Annotated in this window: 15 protein-coding genes, 2 pseudogenes and 1 other annotated feature; of the genes and pseudogenes, 5 read left to right on the forward strand and 12 right to left on the reverse strand. The window is 40.9% G+C overall.

Annotated elements, in window-relative coordinates; all coding sequences use genetic code 11:
* Positions 1-6 precede the first annotated feature (6 nt).
* The gene (locus AC1EKL_RS00550; protein ID WP_480189016.1) at positions 7-1,185 is read left to right on the forward strand and encodes an acetyl-CoA C-acetyltransferase; all 1,179 of its coding nucleotides are present in this window, start codon (positions 7-9) and stop codon (positions 1,183-1,185) included.
* A gap of 67 nt (positions 1,186-1,252) precedes the next feature.
* Here AC1EKL_RS00550 and AC1EKL_RS00555 read toward each other — a convergent pair.
* A pseudogene (locus AC1EKL_RS00555) lies at positions 1,253-3,188 on the reverse strand (PTS sugar transporter subunit IIABC).
* Positions 3,189-3,386: 198 nt separating this feature from the next.
* Between AC1EKL_RS00555 and treR the strand changes: the two are divergent.
* Complete coding sequence (gene treR / locus AC1EKL_RS00560) at positions 3,387-4,112, forward strand: trehalose operon repressor (protein ID WP_480189017.1); 726 nt, start codon at positions 3,387-3,389, stop codon at positions 4,110-4,112.
* Positions 4,113-4,125: 13 nt separating this feature from the next.
* Positions 4,126-5,792, forward strand: a pseudogene (treC, locus tag AC1EKL_RS00565) (alpha,alpha-phosphotrehalase).
* Positions 5,793-5,847: 55 nt separating this feature from the next.
* On the opposite strand, the gene AC1EKL_RS00570 reads toward treC, so the two are convergent.
* The 11 genes from AC1EKL_RS00570 to AC1EKL_RS00620 form a co-directional block, all read right to left on the reverse strand.
* Entirely contained in the window at positions 5,848-7,194 is a 1,347-nt protein-coding gene (locus AC1EKL_RS00570; RefSeq protein WP_480189018.1) for a M20/M25/M40 family metallo-hydrolase, read from the reverse strand.
* 12 nt (positions 7,195-7,206) lie between these two features.
* A complete protein-coding gene (locus tag AC1EKL_RS00575) occupies positions 7,207-8,412 on the reverse strand; it encodes a metal-dependent hydrolase family protein (RefSeq protein ID WP_480189019.1) in 1,206 nt (401 codons plus the stop codon).
* Position 8,413: 1 nt separating this feature from the next.
* Positions 8,414-10,330, reverse strand: a complete 1,917-nt coding sequence (locus tag AC1EKL_RS00580; RefSeq protein WP_480189782.1) for an alpha/beta hydrolase family protein — start codon at positions 10,328-10,330, stop codon at positions 8,414-8,416.
* Positions 10,331-10,382: 52 nt separating this feature from the next.
* A complete protein-coding gene (locus tag AC1EKL_RS00585; protein WP_480189021.1) occupies positions 10,383-11,264 on the reverse strand; it encodes an ABC transporter ATP-binding protein in 882 nt (293 codons plus the stop codon).
* Positions 11,257-12,315 (reverse strand): ABC transporter ATP-binding protein, encoded by a 1,059-nt coding sequence (locus AC1EKL_RS00590; RefSeq protein WP_480189022.1) that lies wholly within the window; start codon positions 12,313-12,315, stop codon positions 11,257-11,259. Before AC1EKL_RS00590 ends, AC1EKL_RS00585 begins: the two co-directional genes overlap by 8 nt.
* 6 nt (positions 12,316-12,321) lie before the next feature.
* The gene (locus AC1EKL_RS00595) at positions 12,322-13,254 is read right to left on the reverse strand and encodes an ABC transporter permease (RefSeq protein WP_480190162.1); all 933 of its coding nucleotides are present in this window, start codon (positions 13,252-13,254) and stop codon (positions 12,322-12,324) included.
* 1 nt (position 13,255) lies between these two features.
* On the reverse strand, positions 13,256-14,188 hold the full coding sequence (locus tag AC1EKL_RS00600; protein ID WP_480189024.1) for an ABC transporter permease: 933 nt from the start codon (positions 14,186-14,188) through the stop codon (positions 13,256-13,258).
* 73 nt (positions 14,189-14,261) lie between these two features.
* Positions 14,262-15,890: a peptide ABC transporter substrate-binding protein gene (locus AC1EKL_RS00605; RefSeq protein ID WP_480189025.1), complete on the reverse strand. Its 1,629-nt coding sequence runs from the start codon at positions 15,888-15,890 to the stop codon at positions 14,262-14,264.
* Positions 15,891-16,043: 153 nt separating this feature from the next.
* Positions 16,044-16,283: a binding site (T-box leader), on the reverse strand.
* 172 nt (positions 16,284-16,455) lie between these two features.
* A complete protein-coding gene (locus AC1EKL_RS00610; protein WP_480189026.1) occupies positions 16,456-16,953 on the reverse strand; it encodes a phosphatidylglycerophosphatase A family protein in 498 nt (165 codons plus the stop codon).
* A gap of 12 nt (positions 16,954-16,965) precedes the next feature.
* Entirely contained in the window at positions 16,966-17,811 is an 846-nt protein-coding gene (locus AC1EKL_RS00615; RefSeq protein WP_480189027.1) for an alpha/beta hydrolase, read from the reverse strand.
* A gap of 29 nt (positions 17,812-17,840) precedes the next feature.
* Positions 17,841-20,159, reverse strand: coding sequence for an ATP-binding protein (locus tag AC1EKL_RS00620; protein WP_480189028.1), 2,319 nt, complete (start codon positions 20,157-20,159; stop codon positions 17,841-17,843).
* 215 nt (positions 20,160-20,374) lie between these two features.
* Between AC1EKL_RS00620 and AC1EKL_RS00625 the strand changes: the two genes are divergently transcribed.
* Entirely contained in the window at positions 20,375-21,286 is a 912-nt protein-coding gene (locus tag AC1EKL_RS00625; protein WP_480189029.1) for a metal ABC transporter solute-binding protein, Zn/Mn family, read from the forward strand.
* A gap of 11 nt (positions 21,287-21,297) precedes the next feature.
* Entirely contained in the window at positions 21,298-21,951 is a 654-nt protein-coding gene (locus AC1EKL_RS00630; protein ID WP_480189030.1) for a metal ABC transporter ATP-binding protein, read from the forward strand.
* The last annotated feature ends 10 nt before the right edge of the window (positions 21,952-21,961 follow it).

Raw genomic sequence — 21,961 nt, forward strand, 5'->3', positions numbered from 1 at the left:
AATTTTGTGGAGAAAGTAGTATTTGTTAGTGCTAAACGGACCCCAATTGGTAAATTAGGTGGTGCCCTGGCAAGCCAATCTGCAGTCGCTTTAGGAACGATCGTTGTTAAAAGCGTCTTAGCCGACGCCCACATTTCAAAAAGTGCAGTGGACGAAGTTTTCATGGGGAATGTTCTCTCTGCTGGTCAAGGTCAGAATCCGGCTCGTCAGGTCACCCTTCGTGCTGGACTATCAAATACAGTCCCGGCAACGACCATTAATGATGTCTGTGGTTCAGGAATGCAAGCCCTGCGGTTAGGCGCTCAACAAATCATGCTTGGTACAGCGCATGTGGTCATTGCAGGCGGAATGGAAAGTATGTCTAATGCTCCCTACCTCATCCCCAAAGGCCGGTTTGGTTATCGTTATGGGAATGCAGAATTAGTAGATAGTTTGTACCAGGATGGGTTAAGTGATGCCTTTTATCAATACCCCATGGGGGTGACCGCGGAGAACCTTCTGCAAAAATATCCCGAAAGTCGCCAAGCAATCGATCAATTTGCATTACATAGTCAGAATAAAGCAGCAATGGCCCGCGATAAGGGTCGCTTTAATGCTGAAATTGTGCCAGTGACGGTCAGTGATCACCACGGGAAGATGTATATGATCGATCAAGACGAGGCCATTCGTGATACATCATTAGCAAAGTTAGCAAAACTCAAACCGGTATTTAAAAAGGATGGTCAGGTTACTGCCGGTAACTCATCGGGGATTAACGATGGTGCTGCGGCCGTGGTCATGACCTCCGAAAAGTATGCACAAGATCATGATTTACCCATCTTAGGGCACTGGTCTGGAGCTAGTCTGGTCGGCGTTGATCCAGCAATTATGGGAATTGGACCCTACTATGCCATCCAAAAACTATTACAACAAACTAACCTCGATCAGGGTGCCATCGACTTATTTGAAATTAATGAAGCGTTTGCTAACCAAGCATTAACTGTTATTCATCAATTAGGAATTGATCCGCAAAATGTAAACGTAAATGGTGGTGCGATTGCACTTGGCCATCCACTGGGGGCCTCAGGAACACGAATCGTAGTGACCCTTCTCCACGAAATGCAACGGCAAGCAGTTCATTCTGGAATTGCGAGTCTTTGTATCGGTGGTGGTATGGGTGCGGCAACGTTAATTACTCGTAAATAGTTAAATAAACAATACATAAAAGGATTTCAGTACTTGGCACGACCAAACTCTGAAATCCTTTTTTTGATTATTTAGTTGTTCCTGGACGTTGCTTCTTGGCAACTTTTTTACCCATTGTCATATTATCATTATATCCCCAAACCCAAACGGCAATGAAGGATACCACAATTGATACTGCACTAGCGATTAAGAAAGTATAGAAACTATTGAGTTTGTGTTGGATGTGCCGGATTGAAGAAACTTGAAAAACCGATTAAGCCACCCGTAAATCCATACATAGTACCATGCATCAGTCCGGTTACCAACCCGCCAAAGGCAGATCCGATACATCCTGAAGCAAACACCTTACGATAGCGCAGATTAATCCCGTAAATTGCAGGCTCTGTGACACCGCAGAATGCGGAAATCGTAGCTGCAAACCCCAACTCTTTCATATCTGCTTTGCGGGACTTAATGGCAACTGCTAGAACCGCTGCTCCTTGAGATACCATCGAGGCACAGATAATTGCGTTTAGCGAACTTTGTCCGGTTGAAGCGATTTGCTGGGCTACTAATGGGACCACACCCCAATGCAAGCCAAAAATAACAAGTAGTTGGTAGAAGGCTCCAATCACTAACCCGCCAATCCATCCAGAAGCAGAAACTAACCAATTAATGAAGACAGCAATTCCGTTCGCCACTCCTTGAATTACCGGACCCGTAATTAATAGCGTAATCGCCGAAACAATTAAAATCGTAAATAGTGGCGTAAAAATCATTTGAAGGTAACTCGGCAGAACCTTTTTCAACCATTGTTCGCACTTTTGAGCTAACCACGCCGCTAGAATCATGGGAAAAATTGAATAGGAATAATTTAGAAACTGGAAATGCCAGCCGCCCAAGCTAAACATCAGCTTACCAGCTTTCCCCCACGTTACAATTTGCGGATAAGTTAAAAAGCCACCAATAACTGCAGCAATCATCGGATCAGATCCTAAGCGTTTCGCAGCTGCAAAACCAACCAGAATTGGCAAGAAGAAGAATGACGCATCCGCCATGGCACTAATGGTAATGTAAGTTGGACTCTTAATGCTCAATAAAGAACCAAGTTGCGGTAGGGTCAATAAGGCTAATAAACCCTTGATAATCCCTGATGCGGCAATCACTCCAATTACTGGACTCATGGAACCGGTGATAAACCCAATTAGATTGCCAAAGGCTCTTGTAACTGGATTGCCTCCACTCGTTTGGTGTTGACTTTCCGGCGCAGGAGCATTCTCCAGTTTTGGTAATTGTTTCACTACCGCATCGTAAACATTGGTAACTTCATTGCCAATCACCACCTGATATTGACCGGCAGCGTGTTTTACATCTAATATTCCTCGCTGATTTTTTAAAATATCATCATGCGCCTTGGCTTCATCTTTGAGATAAAAGCGTAAACGGGTAATACAGTGAATCAAACTATGAATATTTTCTTGGCCACCAACGTTCTTAATAATAAACGCTGCTAAGTCGTCATATGATAGTTTTTTATCCGAATCTGGTCCAGCGACAGCTTTCAAATATGCTTGAGCAGCTAGTGTTCCAGCCTCACATGGTCCTTCTGTCACGTCGAGACCGGCTAAAGTGCTGTTGGAATTGGTTACTAAAGTCATGATTGTTGTGTCCAATCCTTCAGCTTTAACAAAATCAATATCCATTGTCGCAATTTGGTCGCCAGCCTTTACAACCTGTCCGTTTTCTACGGTCACAGTAAATAGTTTGCCTTTTAGACCGACTGTATCCACTCCCATATGGATCAAAACTTCTAATCCCGTTTCTGTAATAATACCAATAGCATGTTTAGTCTCAGCAATCATTGAAACAGTTCCGCTAACTGGGGCAACAACAAATTTATCGTTCGGTACAACTCCGAACCCCTCACCCATGGTCCCTTGATTAAAAATTGGGTCGCTAGTTTTGCTTAAAGCAATGACTTCGCCACTAGCTGGAGAATATAATGCAACTTCGTTCTTTGCCATAATTAAAATCCCTTTCTTGAATTTTATGAAGCGATTTCATTAATTTCGTGATTCATGATAAACTTGTATGTATAAGTTGTCAACATAAATTTTAAAACCGATTACAATCTCTATATATCAACATAATTAATTGCATTTGACATGTATGTACACCAGCCATATAATGGGGCTAATTTCAAGAAAGGAAACCTCTGATAAATGGTCAAAACAAAATCCGATTTAATTGCACAAGATTTGGCATCTAAGATTAAGCATGGACAATTTAAATGCGGTGAGTATTTACCCAGTGAAAATCAACTAACTGATCTCTATGGGGCTTCTCGTGAGACAATTAGGAAAGCACTTCAACAGTTAATGACCTTTGGACTAATTCAAAAAATTAAGGGCAAGGGATCGGTTGTGTTAGATTTGCAAAAATTTGCGTTCCCGATTTCAGGAATTTCCAGTTTTGCTGAGTTGAATAAATCTTTAAAAATGCATGCCGAAACACGATTACTGCAGGACAAAATGGTTAATAGCCTGCCACCTTTATTTAAAAAATATTTTCCTGAGCAATTATCGAATACGGGAATATATGTTGAACGGTTGCGGTTAATTAACGATGAACCAGTGGTATTGGATTGTGATTTCTTATTAAACCCACCAGTTGAACAATTACCGGCAGTAGAAGCCAAGCATTCTATTTACAGTTACATTGAAAATCAATTGGGCTTAGAAGTTTCTTATGCTACTAAAACGATAACCGTTGAAAAAATTACTGATGATTTCCAAAAAAAATTACAGTTACCTAATCAGCAGGCGGTATTAGTAGCTAGCCAGAACTATTTAGCGGATACTACCCTATTCCAACTGACGTTATCTTTCCATAATCCCCGTCGGTTTAAGTTTATTGATTTTGCGCGGCGACAAAAAATTAAAATCTAGGAGTGAAGATCTTATGACAGAACTAGGTAAAAAAGTGATTTATCAAATTTATCCCAAGTCATTTTATGATTCTAACAATGACGGAATTGGTGATCTGCCCGGAATTATTGATAAAATTGACTACTTAAAAAACTGCATATCGATATGATTTGGTTTAACCCGTTTTTCGTTTCACCCCAAAATGATAATGGATACGATATTGCTGATTATTATCGAATTGATCCCCGCTTCGGAACAATGGCGGATTTTGAAAAAATGACGAAGCTTCTGCACGACAACGACATTGGGGTAATGCTAGACATGGTTTTGAACCATTGTTCAACTGACCACCCTTGGTTTCAAAAGGCATTAGCCGGAGATGAAAAGTATCGTCAATTCTTTTACCTACGTAAAGCAAAAGCTGATGGCTCGGTACCCAATAATTGGCAGAGTAAATTTGGTGGGTCAGCCTGGGCTAAATTTGGCGATACTGATTACTACTACTTACATCTTTATGATCCCACACAAGCAGATTTAGATTGGCATAATCCAGCAATACGAAATGAATTATTTAAAGTTGTTAATTTTTGGCGTGCAAAAGGAGTTCACGGATTTCGTTTTGATGTGATTAACGTCACTGGAAAAGCAGAGCAACTAGTTGATTCCACTGGTGATATTAATCAAGAAAAAAGTCTGTATACTGATACACCAGTAGTTTATCAGTATCTCAAAGAACTTAATCAAAAAACTTTTGGTCAAGATCGCGAATCAATCACCGTTGGTGAAATGTCGTCAGCAACCATTCCCAATTCAGTTGAATATTCCAAGCCAAGTGAACATGAATTATCAATGGTATTTACTTTCCATCACTTAAAAGTTGATTATCGTGATGGGCAAAAATGGTCCAAGGTTCCCTTCAATTTCATGAAGTTAAAGCAGCTCTTTACTGACTGGCAAGAGAAAATGGATCAGGGAAATGGTTGGAATGCCCTATTCTGGAATAATCATGATCAGCCATGGGCACTTAACCGTTTTGGAGACCCCGAGCACTACCGAATTAAGTCGGCTCAAATGTTAGCAACCGCAATTCATTGTATGCGAGGGACCCCTTATATATACATGGGAGAAGAATTAGGGATGATCGATCCCCACTATTCTTCGATTGATGACTATGTCGATATTGAAGCTAAAAATGCTTATTCAGCGTTATTAAAAAATGGTCTAAATACTGATCAAGCTTTTGCAATTGTTAAAACCAAGGCTCGGGATAATTCTCGGGTGCCGATGCATTGGGACGACAGTCAATTTGCTGGTTTTAGTACCGTTAAGCCCTGGTTAATGCCGACGGACCAAGATAAAATTAATGTCCAGAAAGAATTATCTTCTGGTGACATCTTTAATTATTATCAAAGACTAATTCACTTGCGAAAAACGGAACCACTAATTTATGCCGGACATATCCGGATGTTTTTAAAAGAAGATTCGCAAATCTTAGCGTATGAACGTTTTTTAGCTGGCCAGTCATCTAAGTTATTAGTATTTACTAATTTCTATGGAAAACCATGTGAAACGCAACTCCCAGAACAATATCAAAATCAACGAGCTCACGTTATCCTAAGTAATTATGACGAGCAGGATCAGGTCTTAACGGAGCGGATTAAACTGCAACCATATGAAGCTTTAGTACTTAAAATTAGTTAAAAAAACGTTTGACAGAAGTCATGAATGATTTCTATCAAACGTTTTTAATGTTTAACTAATCATCAACTGCCAAATCAGTTAACAATTTTACTAAGAAATAACTCCCCTCTGCATAATCGCTTAATCGCAAATGTTCATTGGGAGCGTGCGGTCCACTTTTCGCGTAATGAACACCCACCATTACAACTGGTAGTTTCAGCAATTCACCAAATGGTCGGACTGGTCCCCCTCCAGCAGTGTTTGGTACGTATTTAGTGGTCGGTCCATAAACCACTCGTGCTGTCTGCAAAGCAGTTTGAACAAATTCGTTATCCATTGGCGTCCGCCAAGCATCTTCGGCAACGTTTAGTTGAACCTCAAAGTCGTCATAACCATTTTCACTTAATTGCCGCCGTAGTTTAGTCATAATATCTTCAGGATCTTGATTTGGTGCCAAGCGACAATCCAACTTTGCAGTGGCTTCCTTTGGCACGATGGTTTTGACCCCGGTTCCTTCATACCCGGCGGATAGACCATTAATCGTTAAAGTGGTGCCATTTACAACCTCTGCGCGTGGGTGACTGGTAACTAATGGCTGTTTTAATCCATACGTTTGTTTTACCTCAGCTTCTGCAAAGTCCATCTTCTGCACCGCTTCTTCTTCAGCCGATGACAATGGTGTGATATCGTCATAGAAACCATGAACCGTAATTCGCCCAGTTTTCGGGTTTCTCAATGATGTCAGTCCTTCGACTAATCGCCATGCCGCATTGGGAACATAACTGGCCAGTGAAGAATGAACGTCCGCATCCGCTGTTTTGACGTGAACATCAAAACTGACGATTCCCCGAACACCAGCGACGACTTCAAAATGATCCGCCGAATTTTTACCGCCGCCTTCCCAAATGCAAGCGTTGGCTTGCAGCTGGTCTTGATGGGCATCCACGTATTTTTCGACATGCTGACTACCAGTTTCTTCTTCACCCTCGACAAAAAACTTCAAATTCACTGGTAAGCCACCATGTTCATTAAAGTATTTTACAACGCCTAAGCGGGCCATTAATCCGCCTTTATCATCACAAACACCGCGTGCGACAAGATGATCCCCTTTTACAGTCGGCTTAAATGGATCGGATTGCCACTCCGTTAACGGTTCGGGAGGTTGAACATCATAGTGATTATAAAACAGCACAGTTCGATTTGATTGGCCCTTAAATTCGGCAAAAACCACTGGATTCCCACCTTGGTCGTCCCATTTTTCAACATTACTTGCACCGAGCTCACGAAAAGTTCGTACTAAGTAATCACTAGTTTCTTGAATTCCTGTATTTTGAGCGGAAATGCTCGGGTGCTCTAAATATTCTTTAAAGTCCGCCCAATGTTCAAGGGCGTATTGCTCAACTGCTTGTCGTTCTTCAGTCATTTCAATCACCTTCTAAAATTTCCGTTGGCCATGTTGGTACACTTGCTTATCTTCTTGTTGAACGGCTGTCACATCTGCAAGCGGATTTTGGTCGAGCACTAAGAAATCAGCAAATTTACCTGGTTCTAGACTTCCACATTCGTCAGCCACCCCTAGTAAGGTGGCTGACCCAAGGCCGGCTGCACGTAATGCTTGGTAGTTAGTTGCGCCGGCCTTAACCATTAAACTAAGCTCTACTGGCGCATCTTTGAATTTATTAAATGGTGTTCCTGAATCAGTGCCAAAGGCTAATTTTACCCCCGACTTGATTGCATCACCGACATGTAAAAAGAAGTCATCTAAAAATGCTTCTGCCTTGTCCAACATGTATTGCGGTAGCTTGCCCTGACCATATTTAGGAATTGTATATCCCGCAATCAACGTGGGAGTTAGGAAGGTGCCTTGCTGTTTCATCAACTCGACATCTTCATGCCGCACGTAGCATCCGTGTTCAACAGAATCTACACCAGCCACGACCGCATTGTGAATGCCAGTCGCACCTTCAGCATGGGCAGCAACCGTCATATGCTTGGAATGGGCCTCTTTGACCGCCATTTGGAGTTCTTCTAGGCTTAGTTCTGTATCATCAACTTGGTCAGTGGAAGACATTACCCCACCGGTCGCCATCACTTTAATGTTTTTTGCTCCTTCTTTAAACGCACAGCGGACAGCATGCCGCATCTGGTCTGGTGAGTCAACCAAGTAGCCCCACGTGGTTTCACCATGTTCTCCTTCAGTAAAGTCACCATGACCACCCGTCATTGACATTGGACGTCCTGATGGCATAATTTGGGGGCCAACAAACGGATGCACGTCCCGGTACTTTTGCAATTTGACATCGACATCAAACGCTGCTCCACAGTCACGGACATAAGTGAGACCGGCTTTTAACCCCGCTCGTAAGTTTTCCAATGCTTGCAGGGTCCCCTCAGTTTCCGTTAGATAATACAGTTTATTCGTTAGTGGATTCATGAACATGTGCGTATGGGCGTCCACCAATCCTGGCATAACGTAGCGCCCTTCTAAGTCCACTGTGTTATCTGCAGAACCAGAGTAGTTGCCTTGACCCACATGGGTTAGTTTACCAGTTTCGTTATTGACCACCATCCAGGCATCGGATTGCACTTGATCGCTTGTTCCTTGAAATAAATTACAATTGAGATAAACAGTAGTTGTCATTTTAATCGCCTTCTTCTTGATTTTTAAGATACTGATTAAACCATTTTAAAACTTCCTTTAAACGCTGAATTCGTTGATCTGGCCGCCCCGTACGTGATAAATCGTGATTTGCACCATGAAAAACTACTAATTTAGTTGGTTGTTGACGCAATTTCAATGCTTGATACATTTGATAACCTTCAATAATTGGGCACCGATAATCATGATCTGAATGCAAAAATAATGTTGGTGTTTGCACTTGACTGGCGTACCTTAGCGGTGAATGCACCCAGAACTTTTTCATTCCATTTTGATCACTGAGGTTTACTGACAACTGATCTGGAACAAATTCGGGGCCAATATCCGAAACCATCATCGATGACCAGGTGGCAATACTCCGTTCGCTGACCGCGGCTTTAAAACGGCGGGTATGACCGATAACCCAATTAGTCATAAAGCCTCCGTAACTTCCACCAGTAATCCCTAGTCTTGTTCGGTCAATTGCAGCTGTTTGCTGTAATACCGCATCAGTAAAGGACATTAAATCAGCGTAGTCGACTTGCCCATACTTGCCACGGAGGTCAGCATATTTATCCCCTTGACCAGCCGAACCATGTAAATTGGTAAAAAAGACAAAGTAGTCATTAGTAGTTAAGGTCTGCATTTCATGAAAAAAGCTTTTTCCATAAGCAGCCCGTGGACCCCCATGAACTTCTAGTATTGCGGGATACTGGCGTCCTTTCACAAAATTGGCCGGAAACATTAGCCAACCAGTTGCTGCTTTCCCAGTAGAGTCCCGGTAATGAACTTCGTGAAGTTTAGCGACCTGGCGCTGATCTAGGAATTGGTTAAAGCTACTTAGTTGGGTAACTGTTCCATTGTGATATTGATACAGTTGTTGCGGTTGTTCGGCCGTGGTGGCAGTAAAGAGAACTTGATCATTTTTAATAACAAATGAATTTACAGCGCCGGACCACGAAAAAAGCCGTGTTGTTTGGTGACCATCGAATTGGTAAAACTCATTATAATCCATAACTGTCGTATAAAAGTACAGTTTGTCATCCTGAACTAAGGATGCATTGCCACTAACGACAGTCATATCATTCACTACAATATTCCCTAAATTACCATCCCAAGGTGCTACTAGCTCTAGTTGATGATCATGATAAAGATAAAAATCGGGATTTTCTCCCATCCCAAACTTTTGACCATTACTTGCAACCGAAAATAATCTCTGATTCAAAATTGCAACATCATCAAAGCGATATTGACCGGGACTAATTAGGTCGACTAAATCGTGATGAGAAAAATCATATTCGTAAAGCCCATCCTTAAATGCGCGACTATTTTGGTAGGATACGCCTGCGATAAGTAGTCGCCCACCCTGGTACCAAAAGTTCGCAACATCAAAGGTTGGTGGAACGAGATCCGTCAGCAACTGGGTAGTTAAATTAAATATCCAGAGGTGATGACGAACTCCATTAACTTGACCTTCATCATTCGACCAGTATGGCACCTCCGTAACCTCATGCCACGGTTCTGTAGTAGGTTCATTTAATTGATAAGCACCAGATAAAAGTAATTCATGAGCGTTTAGTTCCTGCTCAACCTTCAATTCATAACCGTCTACCGTAAACTGCTGCTCTTCGCTTAAATTTGTCAGATTAAATTGATGAAGGCGTGTTCTTTTCGTTCTATGATCCGCAGTGGAGTAATAAAGTTGCTTGGGATCATGATTACTCAAGGCCAAACCAGGATGTTGACTAACCGAAAGTAGTCGTTGTGACTGTTTACCATGCTGATCATAAACACTCCATTGATAATGGTCTAGATGGTTTGCATCCGGTTGGGCAGTTACAAAAACAGTGTGTTGCCCATTTGTTTTTAACTCACCGGCGTTGACCAGGTTTACTAAATCATTGACCGTTACACCATCCATAATTTTCACCAGCTTTCGTTAACTAATTATTTTTGTATAAAAACACCTTGCCCTATTCCGCTAAAGCAGCGTAATGACCAGCAGACACTTCGCGTAACGGTAATTTAGCGGAATCACCATCATAAGTAAATGGTTGTCGCACCCGTTCGTAAGTTGGATCTGGGACCGGGACTGCTGATAGCAAACTCTTAGTATATGGATGAAATGGATGGTTGACGATTTCATCTGCCGTTCCTAATTCAACTAGTTTACCGTGATACATCACGCCAATTCGGTCAGAAATATACTTAACCATCGAAATATCATGGGCGATAAATAAATATGTTAAATGTTTTGTGTCTTTAAGGTGTTCCATTAATTTAACAATTTGAGCCTGAAAGGAAACATCCAGAGCAGATAGCGGCTCATCCGCGACCACAAATTCTGGATCCGTAGCTAAAGCGCGAGCAATTCCGATCCGTTGCCGTTGTCCACCAGAAAATTCATAAGGATAACGGTTCATTACGTCAGGCGTAAGACCCACTAGTTCCATTGTTTCTGCCACTCGTTGGTCAAGTTCTTGCCGACTACTGGTCTGCTGATGAACTTTTAAGCCTTCTGCGATGATATCGCGTACCGCCATTCGCGGGTCCAATGATGAATATGGATCTTGAAAAATCATTGCAGTTTCGTGATGGAATTTTTTTAAATCGCGTCCTTTTTTTAATGCCGTAATATCTTGACCGTGATAGAAAATTTGACCAGTGGTTGGTTGATAAAGGTTGAGGACACAGCGTCCCGTGGTGGTCTTACCCGATCCCGATTCGCCAACTAAGCCAAATACTTCTCCACGACGAATGCTAAAAGTCACGTCATCGACCGCGTGAACTTCATCAGGATGGCCTTGGTGAAAATATTTTTTCAAATGCTTAACTTCAACTAGATTATTATTCATTGGCGGACCCCTCCTTGGTTAAACGGTCAGCATAATGTTGCCGACGTTGCTCAAGTTTTTCTGTCAGGTGTACTTGTGGAGCCCGTTCGTCAAGGAGCCAAGTAGCGGCATAGTGAGTGTCACTGACCTTAAAGAACGGGGGCATTTGTTGATAATCAATCGTTAGCGCATGTTGGTTGCGGTTTGCAAACGGATCGCCCGCTGGTGGATTAATAAGATTCGGCGGATTACCCGGAATTGATTCTAGGTCACCCTCATTCATATCCATTGTTGGTGTTGATTTAAGCAATCCAACTGTGTACGGATGTTGCGGATGATAAAAGATATCTTCGACCGTGCCAAATTCAAGGATTCGCCCGGCGTACATAACGGCCACCCGATCTGCAATTCCGACAACAACCCCTAAGTCATGGGTAATGAAAATGACCGCTGTTTTGAGTTCATCACGAAGCTGTTTAATCAACGCCAAAATTTGCGATTGAATGGTTACGTCAAGGGCCGTGGTTGGTTCATCGGCAATCAACACTTTCGGGTGACAGATAAGCGCCATTGCAATTACAATTCGTTGCCGCATTCCGCCAGAAAATTGGTATGGAAAATTATTGAAACGCTGCTGAGCATTCACAATGCCCACTTTTTCCATAATGGTGAGTGCCCGTTGTCTGGCGGTTGCCCGATCTAGTTTTTGATGTTTTAATAACGGTTCCATAATCTGCTTGCCCACCCGCATAGTTGGATCAAGAGCCGTCATTGGATCTTGAAAGATCTCAGCTAATTCATTGCCCCGCAGTTCTTGAAGTTCCTTTTCTGGCATCTTGAGAAGGTCGTTCCCTTCATACTCAACGGATCCACCCACAACTTTGGCGTTGTTAGGGAGAAGTTGCATTACTGCCTTGGTAGTCACTGACTTGCCAGAACCAGATTCACCGACTAATGCCAGGATTTCGCCTGGATGAAGTTTTAGTGTGACATCGCGAATTGCGTGGACTTCACCCTCCATTGTGTGGAAGTCAATGGAAAGATGTTTGATTTTTAATACGTCTGTCGCCATTTTATCTCACCCCTTTGTATTTGGATCAAAAGCATCCCGGAGACCATCACCAAGAAGATTGAAAGCAATCATCATCAGTGAGAGGACAATCACTGGCTCCCAGAGTTGGTATTGGTAAAATTGAAATCCTTTTTCACCAGCGTTTAATAGAGTCCCCAATGATGCATTTGGTGCTTTAACCCCAATGCCAATAAAGGATAGTAAAGCTTCTAGAAAAATTGCTGCGGGAATAGTGAACATTGTCCTGGTAATCACTACACCCATCGTATTAGGTAGAATGTGTTTTAAGGCAATTTTGACGGGACTTTCCCCCATCACTTGGGCTGCAAGGACAAAGTCAGCACTTTTGATTTGCATTGCAGAAGCACGGACCAATCGTGCCATGAGAACCCAAGATCCTAATGCAATCGCAAATACAATCGAAGTTAATCCTGGTTTAAAAATAATCAACAGAAGAATGATTAATACCAGTTCCGGAATCGAACTAATGATTTCGATAACCCGTTGCATGATGTTGTCAACGCGACCCCCGCACCAACCGGAAACGAGGCCATAAGGTACACCAATGACGATATCAACAACTGTTGCAAAGACAGCAATCATTAGTGAAATCCTGGTGCCATATAATAACCGTGAAAGCATATCCCGGCCAAGATTATCCGTTCCTAATAAGTAACTTGCGTTTTGAAATGGATGTAAGTTCGATAAACTGACATTTTGCGCATTCGGATCATGAGGCATCCAAACCAACGAAATTATCGATACGACAACAACAAATGTTAAAAAGCCAAGCGAGACCATTGCTGCAGTATTTTTCTTAAGTTCTCGCCATGCCTTCGTTCGAAAGGAAAGCGAGTGTTCTGCTAATTCCCCCGAATGATTGTGAAGAACATCAGCGTTCACAAACTCAAATGATTGTGCAGTTTCAGGTTGTTTCATATTAGTGTTCCCCCTTTTCTTCGGAAAGAATGCGCGGATCAACCAGGCCATAAACAATATCCGTTAATAAAATGATGCTACATAACAGTAGGCAATAGAACATTGTTAATCCCATAATGACTGGATAGTCGTTTGACAAGACGGAGTTAATAAATAGCTCCCCAATTCCCGGAACAGAGAAAATATTTTCCACCACCATAGAACCGGTAATGAGGGTCACTGCCAATGGACCAATTAGGGTTAAAGCTGGAATAATGCTATTCTTCAAAGCATGATGAAAAACAACTTCACGGGTTGAAAGCCCCTTTGCTTTAGCGAGCAAAATGTAATCTGAATTCAAAACTTCGACCATTTCAGTCCGTACAAAGCGTGAAACCTGGGCCATTGGGACTGCTGATAACGCAATCGTTGGCAAAACTGTCGAAGGGAAGCCATCCCAACTAGCAACCGGAAACAGACCGAGTTTAAATCCGAGATAGTATTGCAACAGGATTGCCAAAATAAAACTGGGAAATGAGATTCCGATTACTGCTAATGTACTGCTCGTTGTATCAACCCAGGTCCCTTTCTTCAGTGCTCCGAGACTACCGAGGATAATGCCGACCACCACACCTAAAACGAGTGCTTGGAGACTAATGAGAATTGACGGACCAACTCGGCGCCCAATTAATTCAGCAACGGATGTACTGGTGTATTGGTAGGACATTCCAAAATCACCATGAAATAAACCACCCATATAGGAAAGGTATTGCTGCCACACTGGTCGATTCAATCCATACTGTTTTTCAACCGCTAATTGTTGCGTCTTCGTTAATTTCATTGTATTGCCAAGTGGTGATCCCGGAATCATCTTCATTAAGAAGAAGGTTAGTGTTGCCACGATAAAGAGGGTTAAGACCATCATTAATAATCGTTTGCAAATGTATCTTTTCATAAGAACCTCCGTTTCTACAAATAAAGAAGGTCAGACAGAGGAGCAAGTCGACCTTCTTTATTGATCACGTTAATTACTTTTTCCATTGAGCATATTGGTATTGAGCAACTGTATTGAATGGTCCGTAATTCAGACCAGTGACGTGTTTTGAAACTAAGTGGGCTTGTGCTGCAGTGTATAGCGGCACCCCATCAGCGTTGGTATGAACTTGTTTGTTTGCTTGTTGGAGGAGCTTATAACGTTCGCTAGCTGACTTAGTACCGTCATTGGCTTCATTAAGCAAGTTATCGAGCTTTTCATCTGTGTTATTTGTGAAATTAACTTTATTGCCGGTCTTCAGGAGAGAGAGGAAGTCAGAAGCGTCAGGAACACTAGAATTCCAGTCAGTTAAGTTCAATTCAAACTTACCAGCAAAGTCTCGGCTAACGTGTTGGGCGTGTGGTAGAGTGGTTACTTCAACTTTGAGACCCTTAAATTGTTTTTGAAGGGTTGATTGAAGGTATTCAGCAACTTGTTTTTGGTCATCAGTATTATCAGCTAACAGATTTAATGTCATTTGTTTCTTACCGAGATCCTTTTGCGCAGCCTTCCAATAACTTTGGGCTTTTTGCTTGTTTTGTTTTTGCAGATGGCCGGCCTCTTTAGCAAAATCTTCACCAGTCTTTGGATTCTTCATATCACCCTCTGGGACCCATCCGGTAGCACCTACAGAACCGTCTTGCAGAACTTTCTTGGCAAGTTGATTATTATTAAACGCGTAGTTTACGGCCTGGTGGAAATTCTCATTCTTGGTTAATTCATTTTGTCCATTGAAGTACAAGTAATATTGTGTTGCCATCAGGCTAGTATTTAGTTCTTTATTGCCCTTGTTTCCTTTCACGTAATCGGCGGTCACAGAAGTTTCTTGAACTTTACCAGACTTAAAGAGGTTTTGTGCAGTGTTGTTATCCTTAGTAACTTGGACATTCACCTTCTTCATGTGAACGTTCTTTTTACCGTAGTAGTGCTCGTTCTTAACGTAGCTCCATTCATCATCACTGCCCCCATTCCAGTTGGTGACTTTAAATGGTCCGTTATAGACGGCCTTTGATGATGATGAACCGTACTTACTACCCTCCTTAGCTAACACCTTATGGTTCATTGGTTTTAAATTCGCAGCAAAGTTATTTCTTACGTTAACGGTTGGCTGTTTTTTAGCAAAGTTGAATTGCACTTTATATTTCCCCAGTGCTTTAACACCTAACGAGGAAGTCGGTGCTGATCCTTTCGCAACCTGATCGTAGTTTTCAAGGTTAGAAACCTTATCCGCTGCTTGTGACTTGGTCTTTGGGTCAGCCCAGTGCCGCATTGAGGCAACGTAATCTTGGGCCGTAACCTCATCACCATTACTCCACTTAAGTCCTTTCTTTAAGTTAAATGTCCAGGTCTTACCGTCATTGGTAACGGTTGGTTGTGAAGCAGCTTCACCAAGCACGACCTTATTATTTTTATCATACTTAAGCAGTCCTTCAAATGATTGAACTTGCATGGAAGTGCTTGGTGTTTCGATGGTTTTTGCAGGATCCAGGGTGACTGGATTTGCTTTTAAAGTCACGTTTAAATCTCCGCTTGATTTGTTCTTCCCACTATTGCCACAAGCTGCTAACGACATTGCTGTTAAAGCGACACCAGCTAAAGTCACCACTTTTTTGTTCATCTTCATAATTTTTTCCTCCTGTAAGGCGTTGGATTAACCGAAATTCTAATTGCTTTTTAATCTGACTAATGTCCGTAATGTCTGATTCCATGATCCTCACCTCACTCGAAAAGTTATTTGATTGAACAAAAAAAGTCCTAAGCAGCTAATAAACTAGCTACTTAGGACGATCCATTTACCGTGTTACCACCTAATTTTATTTAGTCATTACTGACTAAACCTCTGAACGTACGTGTGCATACGCTGGCATGATAAAGGATGCATTCCTGGCGACTCTACTTAGTTCAAGTCACATTGCTCAAGGATGATCTTCAATGCTTGCTTAACCTTCCCCTTTCACCACTACGGGGACTCTCTGATCGTCAAGAAAACATTTACTGTTCCTCTCGTCGCAAATCTTTGTTCAATTAATTGTTGTCTAAGATATTAATTAGACTTTTCTCATTTGTCAACAGCGAAATTTAATTCTTTTCAAATTCATTATAGCGGTAAGCGCTTCCTATATTGATAAAATAGTATTTTTAAAGAGCAAAAAAAATCCGTAAAAAGATTATTTCACGGATTTTAATAATTATGCTTCTTGATGGGCTAATTTACCACAGGCAGCGGCAACAATCGCTCCTAATAAATCATCAATGAATGTATTCACGTGTCCACTGTCGGTATCAAATTGCTTAATAATCCCTGACTTCACTCGATCAAGATAACCAAAGTTAGTAACCCCAATTGTGCCATATAGTTCCGCAATTTGCAGTGCCAATGCCTCATCAACGCCAAACACACCAGCATCGTTTTTAATAATTGTAGCTAGTGGCTCCGCAACTTGGTTATCTTCAGTCAAGCGGTCTAATTCTAAGCCGACCATCGCATTATTTAAGAATTCACGCTTGTGCATGACATCAATGACGGCTTCCCGGCATTCTTCATGAGTTAGTTTCGGGATGAACTCTTCCTGCATCTTAAAGGTCAGGTTGACAAGATCATCAATCGTTACCCCACGCTCCTGAAGTCGCTTAACAACAAAATTAAAGGCTTTCGTATCTGGATATTTAAAATTAGCGTTTTGCATACTTCCTCCTTTTTATTTGTACCAGAGTGTTTTTAAAATATCATTTAAGATCTGCTTTTTTTGGTGCAGTTGGACATGATTAGTATGCGGATAAATATGTTCAGCATAGTTAACCCGTTTATTTTGCAGCATGGAGCGGAGCATCTCCGACTGAATATGTGGCACTTCACCATCAGTGCGTCCACCCTTAGCACCCATCCAATTATAAATTTTACCAATGAGAACTAGGGATGTGTGACGAATTTGACGCTCCATCAATTTAAAGTTACTGTCCTTGGATTTCTTAAATAACCACTTCGTAAATTTAGTTCGTTCTCCGAAAGTTTCATCAACGGGAGTCCCAAGCAAAATCACCTTGGGGAAACGCATATTTTTTTGAATATCGGGCGAACTAATATAAGCATGGAGCCATTCCGTACCACCATAGGAATGAGCCACTATATTTAAAGTGCGAACATGATACTGATTATGTAATATTCGCATTACCCGCGTTAACTGCTTGGTTTGAGCCTGATAACCAGGAGTGTAGTTCCAGTCATATAGTAACTGGATAATTGAATTTTCCCGATTTAAATTACCCTTGATACGTACGTGACCATTGGGGGCCACCCAAATCGTCATACTTTTTTGGGCAACATTCCTTTTCTGAGCAGTATTGATCAGTTTTTGGTAAGTCCACGTGTTACCACCCCAGCCAGGAATAAGTAAAGTTGGCGTGGACTGATACCGAACTTGCGGATTATTGGTTTGAATAGACTGCTCTTTACTACCTCGTAAAAGATACAACTGAACTGCCCCACCAATCAAAATCATGATCAGAATAATTCTGAGAATGACTCGACCAACTTTGGCAATCATCTTGCCACCTTCTATCTAATGTGTCTGATTTAACCGAATAACCGTGCCCAAAAACTCTTTTTCTTTGGCTTTTCCTCTTCTGGTTCCTGTGTTGCAGATGTTTGCGCTTCTTCTGCCGTCTTTTCTGGATGCAGCTGTGGATTAGCGACCCCAATCCAATCATAAAAGGCTGGCGCCTTTAACTCAACAAACTTACCGTTTTTGCCGTTGATCCCATCAACACATATTTCAACAGGTAATGCATTCCGATATTCTTCAATGGAATCTTTTTCAAAACCATTAAAAGTCGTTAAACGGGTAATGTCGAACAATAAACTATTCTTTTCTTCATGATAAATAAAATCATCTTTCTGGGTAAGATATAGTTTGGCCCATTTACTACGGGCATTTTCGCCGAAATCATCTCGTAGGCCATCAGAGAAGTAATCCGGGACCGGCTCGTCGATTAATTTATAGTAATCACGGAAAATTTTTCGCGTGGTTGCTAAAAAGTCTAATTCACCAGTCGTATGGTCAAAGAGACGCCATGGCGTACTATCGTCTTCTAAGTAGTTAGCTAGCCGCACTACGAAATCTTTAAATAGAGTATTGTTAAGATCCTTGCGAACAGCATAAATATACTTTGAAGCAACGCCCTTCTTTTCACTATCAATGACCTTATCCAGCTGAAGGTAGTATGTCCGTCGAGCAGTTTCGCGCCGCATCGTAAAACCAGAATTATAGTTCGTGGTTCCGATCAATGGAGCATATGGCTTGGGACTATTAACAAGCTGGTTCATTGTATCAACGATTAAGCGACGACTGTATTGTGGCTGTTGGAAAAAGTAAGGTTCGATTTCATCGACCAGTACTGGGTATGAACTACCTTGCTTCATATATGACTCCAACGCTTGCATTGTCTTTGCTTTCCGCTGATTGGTATCTGTTGGATAAATGGTACCAAAGTCAATTAATGAGTTGTCGGTGTTCCATGTTAGTTGGTTAATGATACGCAGTAACGTGGTCTTTCCCGAACCTGCACTTGCTCCTAAAATTAGAAAATTAGGAATATCGTTCCCATCTTCTGGGTTTAAACTCGCCCGTTGACGGATTTCCCATAAAAACGGAGCTGTGAATGCGTACATGATCGCTTCGTAAAATCGTTTTCCATACTCAGGAGTAAAATCAACGACAAATTGTTGGTATCCTTTAATTACGTTTTCGATTTGATGGATACCATCTCGAATTTGATTAATCGTCGCTAATTTTCCAAAAGCAATCGGGAAAGTCCCCGCATCATTGGGCGTATATAGCCCTGTTTTATTATGAGCAATGTTTCTTTCGAGTGGACGATCATAAAGGAACGTCGTGTACTTTTTTTCTACAGCCAGATCCTGCGGCGACACTGCTGCGGACATTGCATTTTCAACGTTTTCCGCAATAACTTCCCGCTTTTTAATTTTGGGCCTGGCAGCTCGTGGTGACACGGCTTCTTTCTCAAGCATGAGGACGGTATCCCGTTGCTTGATTGCCCGTTCTTCCTTGTCTTGATCTTGAGTCCGATTATCGGTAACGTTCCGCATTGCCAGGGTGACACCAGCACTCAGATGCTGTTTATCGATTTGGTGTTGAACGTCGTCGACAATCAAATTAGTCATTTCTCGGTGTGAAATGTCATCTGTCTCATCATTGGACAAAATAATGATGTTATCATTATCACCCTTTGCTGCTTTTAATGCTTTAAGCTGTTTTTCAGCAACTTTCAATAATTCATTCGTAAAGTATGGCTGTAAAACTGGACGAAGGTCCCTTTTAAAATGGCTTAGCAAATTTTCATATAGCGGTGAATTATCAAATACCATTATTTCTTCAAACCGATTGGCATTAACGTCAAATGATGGTTCAGTTAAGTCCACAGAACCTAAAATGACCCGCGTTTCCTTCGTTGCTGGATTACCTAAGAGGTAAAAGCGTGAATGGATGACTTGGGTTGGTGCAATTTCAAGTTTTAATACACCAGCTAATGCCGCCAGTTGGAGTTGCGAACTGAGGCTTTGAAACAACTTAATTGATTCCTTATTAGCGGTATTCAAAAGCGCGTTTGCTAGAGCATCTTTAGTAACATTTTCCATCGAAGTATAGTGATGGTAATTCGGCAAGCTGCCAATGGCAATTTCTACCTGAACAAAATGCGCAAGATGTTTATTTAGAAATTCTGGACTAATCTGGCCCGTGACCCCCATTAATTGCGGATATTTTTCTGCATAAAAGATTTGATCCAGGGTCATTTGTTTAGACTGATTGTTATAAATAATATTAATTCGATTGGTGTTAACATCATTACCAGTCGTTTTGATTTCATTTGACATTCTTTAATCTCCAATAATTATTCATGGAATACATGTCTATTTTCCGCTATTTAGCCCGTTTTTTCAAGTTACTTATTATTTGATTGATTGTAATCATAGGGATTTTAATGTTATGGCTATTTAAACTTTATCTTGACAAAAATAGCATGCAAAGGATACAATCATTTTTGCAAATAGTAATCATTACGATTAACCAATAAAGGAGATTTAGAATTATGAAACATTTGCGTTTATTTTTGAAATTATTTATTGCTATGATCGCATTCTTAACCATTACTGGTTTTAGTCATGTATTGGCTTCTAGCAACAGTGGTAAACCAATTCAAGTGGTTACCGGATTGGACTTCTATGGGGAAGCAGCAAATCAAGTTGCAGGAAAATATGGGCATGTTACTTCGATCATTAATAGCACCTCAATTGATCCACACGACTATCATCCAGGAACTAAACAAGCCAAACAGGTTTCTAAAGCTAACGTGGTGATTGAAAATGGCTTAGATTATGATTCGTGGCTAAATAAACTAGTTAAAAATAATCATCAACATAATTTACAAGTAATTAATGTTGGTAAATCTGTGGCTGGTAAAAAGGTTGGTGACAATGAACATGTTTGGTATCGTCCATCAACAATGAAAGACTTAGCTTATAAATTAGCTGATAAATACAGTAAAATCGATCCTAAACATACTTCCTATTATCAAGCTAATGCTAAAAAATATGCTCAATCTTTACAATCAATTGATGAAAAAGTTAGTGAAATCAAAAATAATGTTAACTCTCAACGGAATAAAGTTGCAGTAAGTGAACCGGTTTTTGACTACGCATTAAATGCAACAGGATATCAAGTATCAGATCGCCATTTTGAAAAGGCAATTGAAGATGAAACAGATCCTTCACCAAAAGATATTCGATCCATTAAAAATGATATGAAGAACCATCGTTTAGCGTTTTTCGTTGAAAATTCACAGACTAGCGATAAGGTAGTTAATAATCTAGTAAAGTATGCTAAAAAACATAATACTCCAGTACTTAGAGTGACGGAATCAAAGCCAAATGGAAAAACATATAAACAATGGATGATGAGTCAATATCAACAATTATCTAAAATTCAAGAAGAAGAAAAATAGGAGAATTATCCATGAAACCACTTGTAACGATTAATAATCTAACAGTGGCGTTTGGAAACCATACAGTAATCAAGTCTCTTAGCTGCAAAATTATGCAGGGAGACTTTTTTATTATTTGTGGTGACAATGGAGTTGGAAAAACTACTCTAATTAAAACGCTACTTGGATCCTTACATCCACAAAAAGGAAAAATTATTCTGCCATCCAAACGAGAAATTGGCTATGTTCCACAATTTAGAAATTTAGACCAAGAATATCCCCTTTCCATTCGTGAGTTTGTTAGATTGAATTACCAAACAGCAATAATACCGTGGGCAACGTCAAAAGAGAAAATTGCCCAAAAGAAAATCATTGAAAAAACCGATCTTGTTAAACTGCAAAACCAACCGCTTGGGTTAGCCTCTGGTGGTGAAAAACAACGAGCATATTTAGCTCAAGCTATGATTAACCATCCTCAATTACTTATTCTGGACGAAGCAACAGCTAGTTTAGACAACTCTATGAAATATGAGTTATTAAATCTTGTTGCTAATTTTCAAAAAGACGGTGTTACGGTCATTTTTGTAACCCATGATCTCCCCTTAGCTAAACAATATGGTAATCGTTTTCTATATATGTCTTCTGGTAATTACATGATTGATTCTATAAATAAATTGCCAAAATGAAAGGAGAAAT

This window comes from Limosilactobacillus sp. C0001E2 (genome assembly GCF_056590915.1).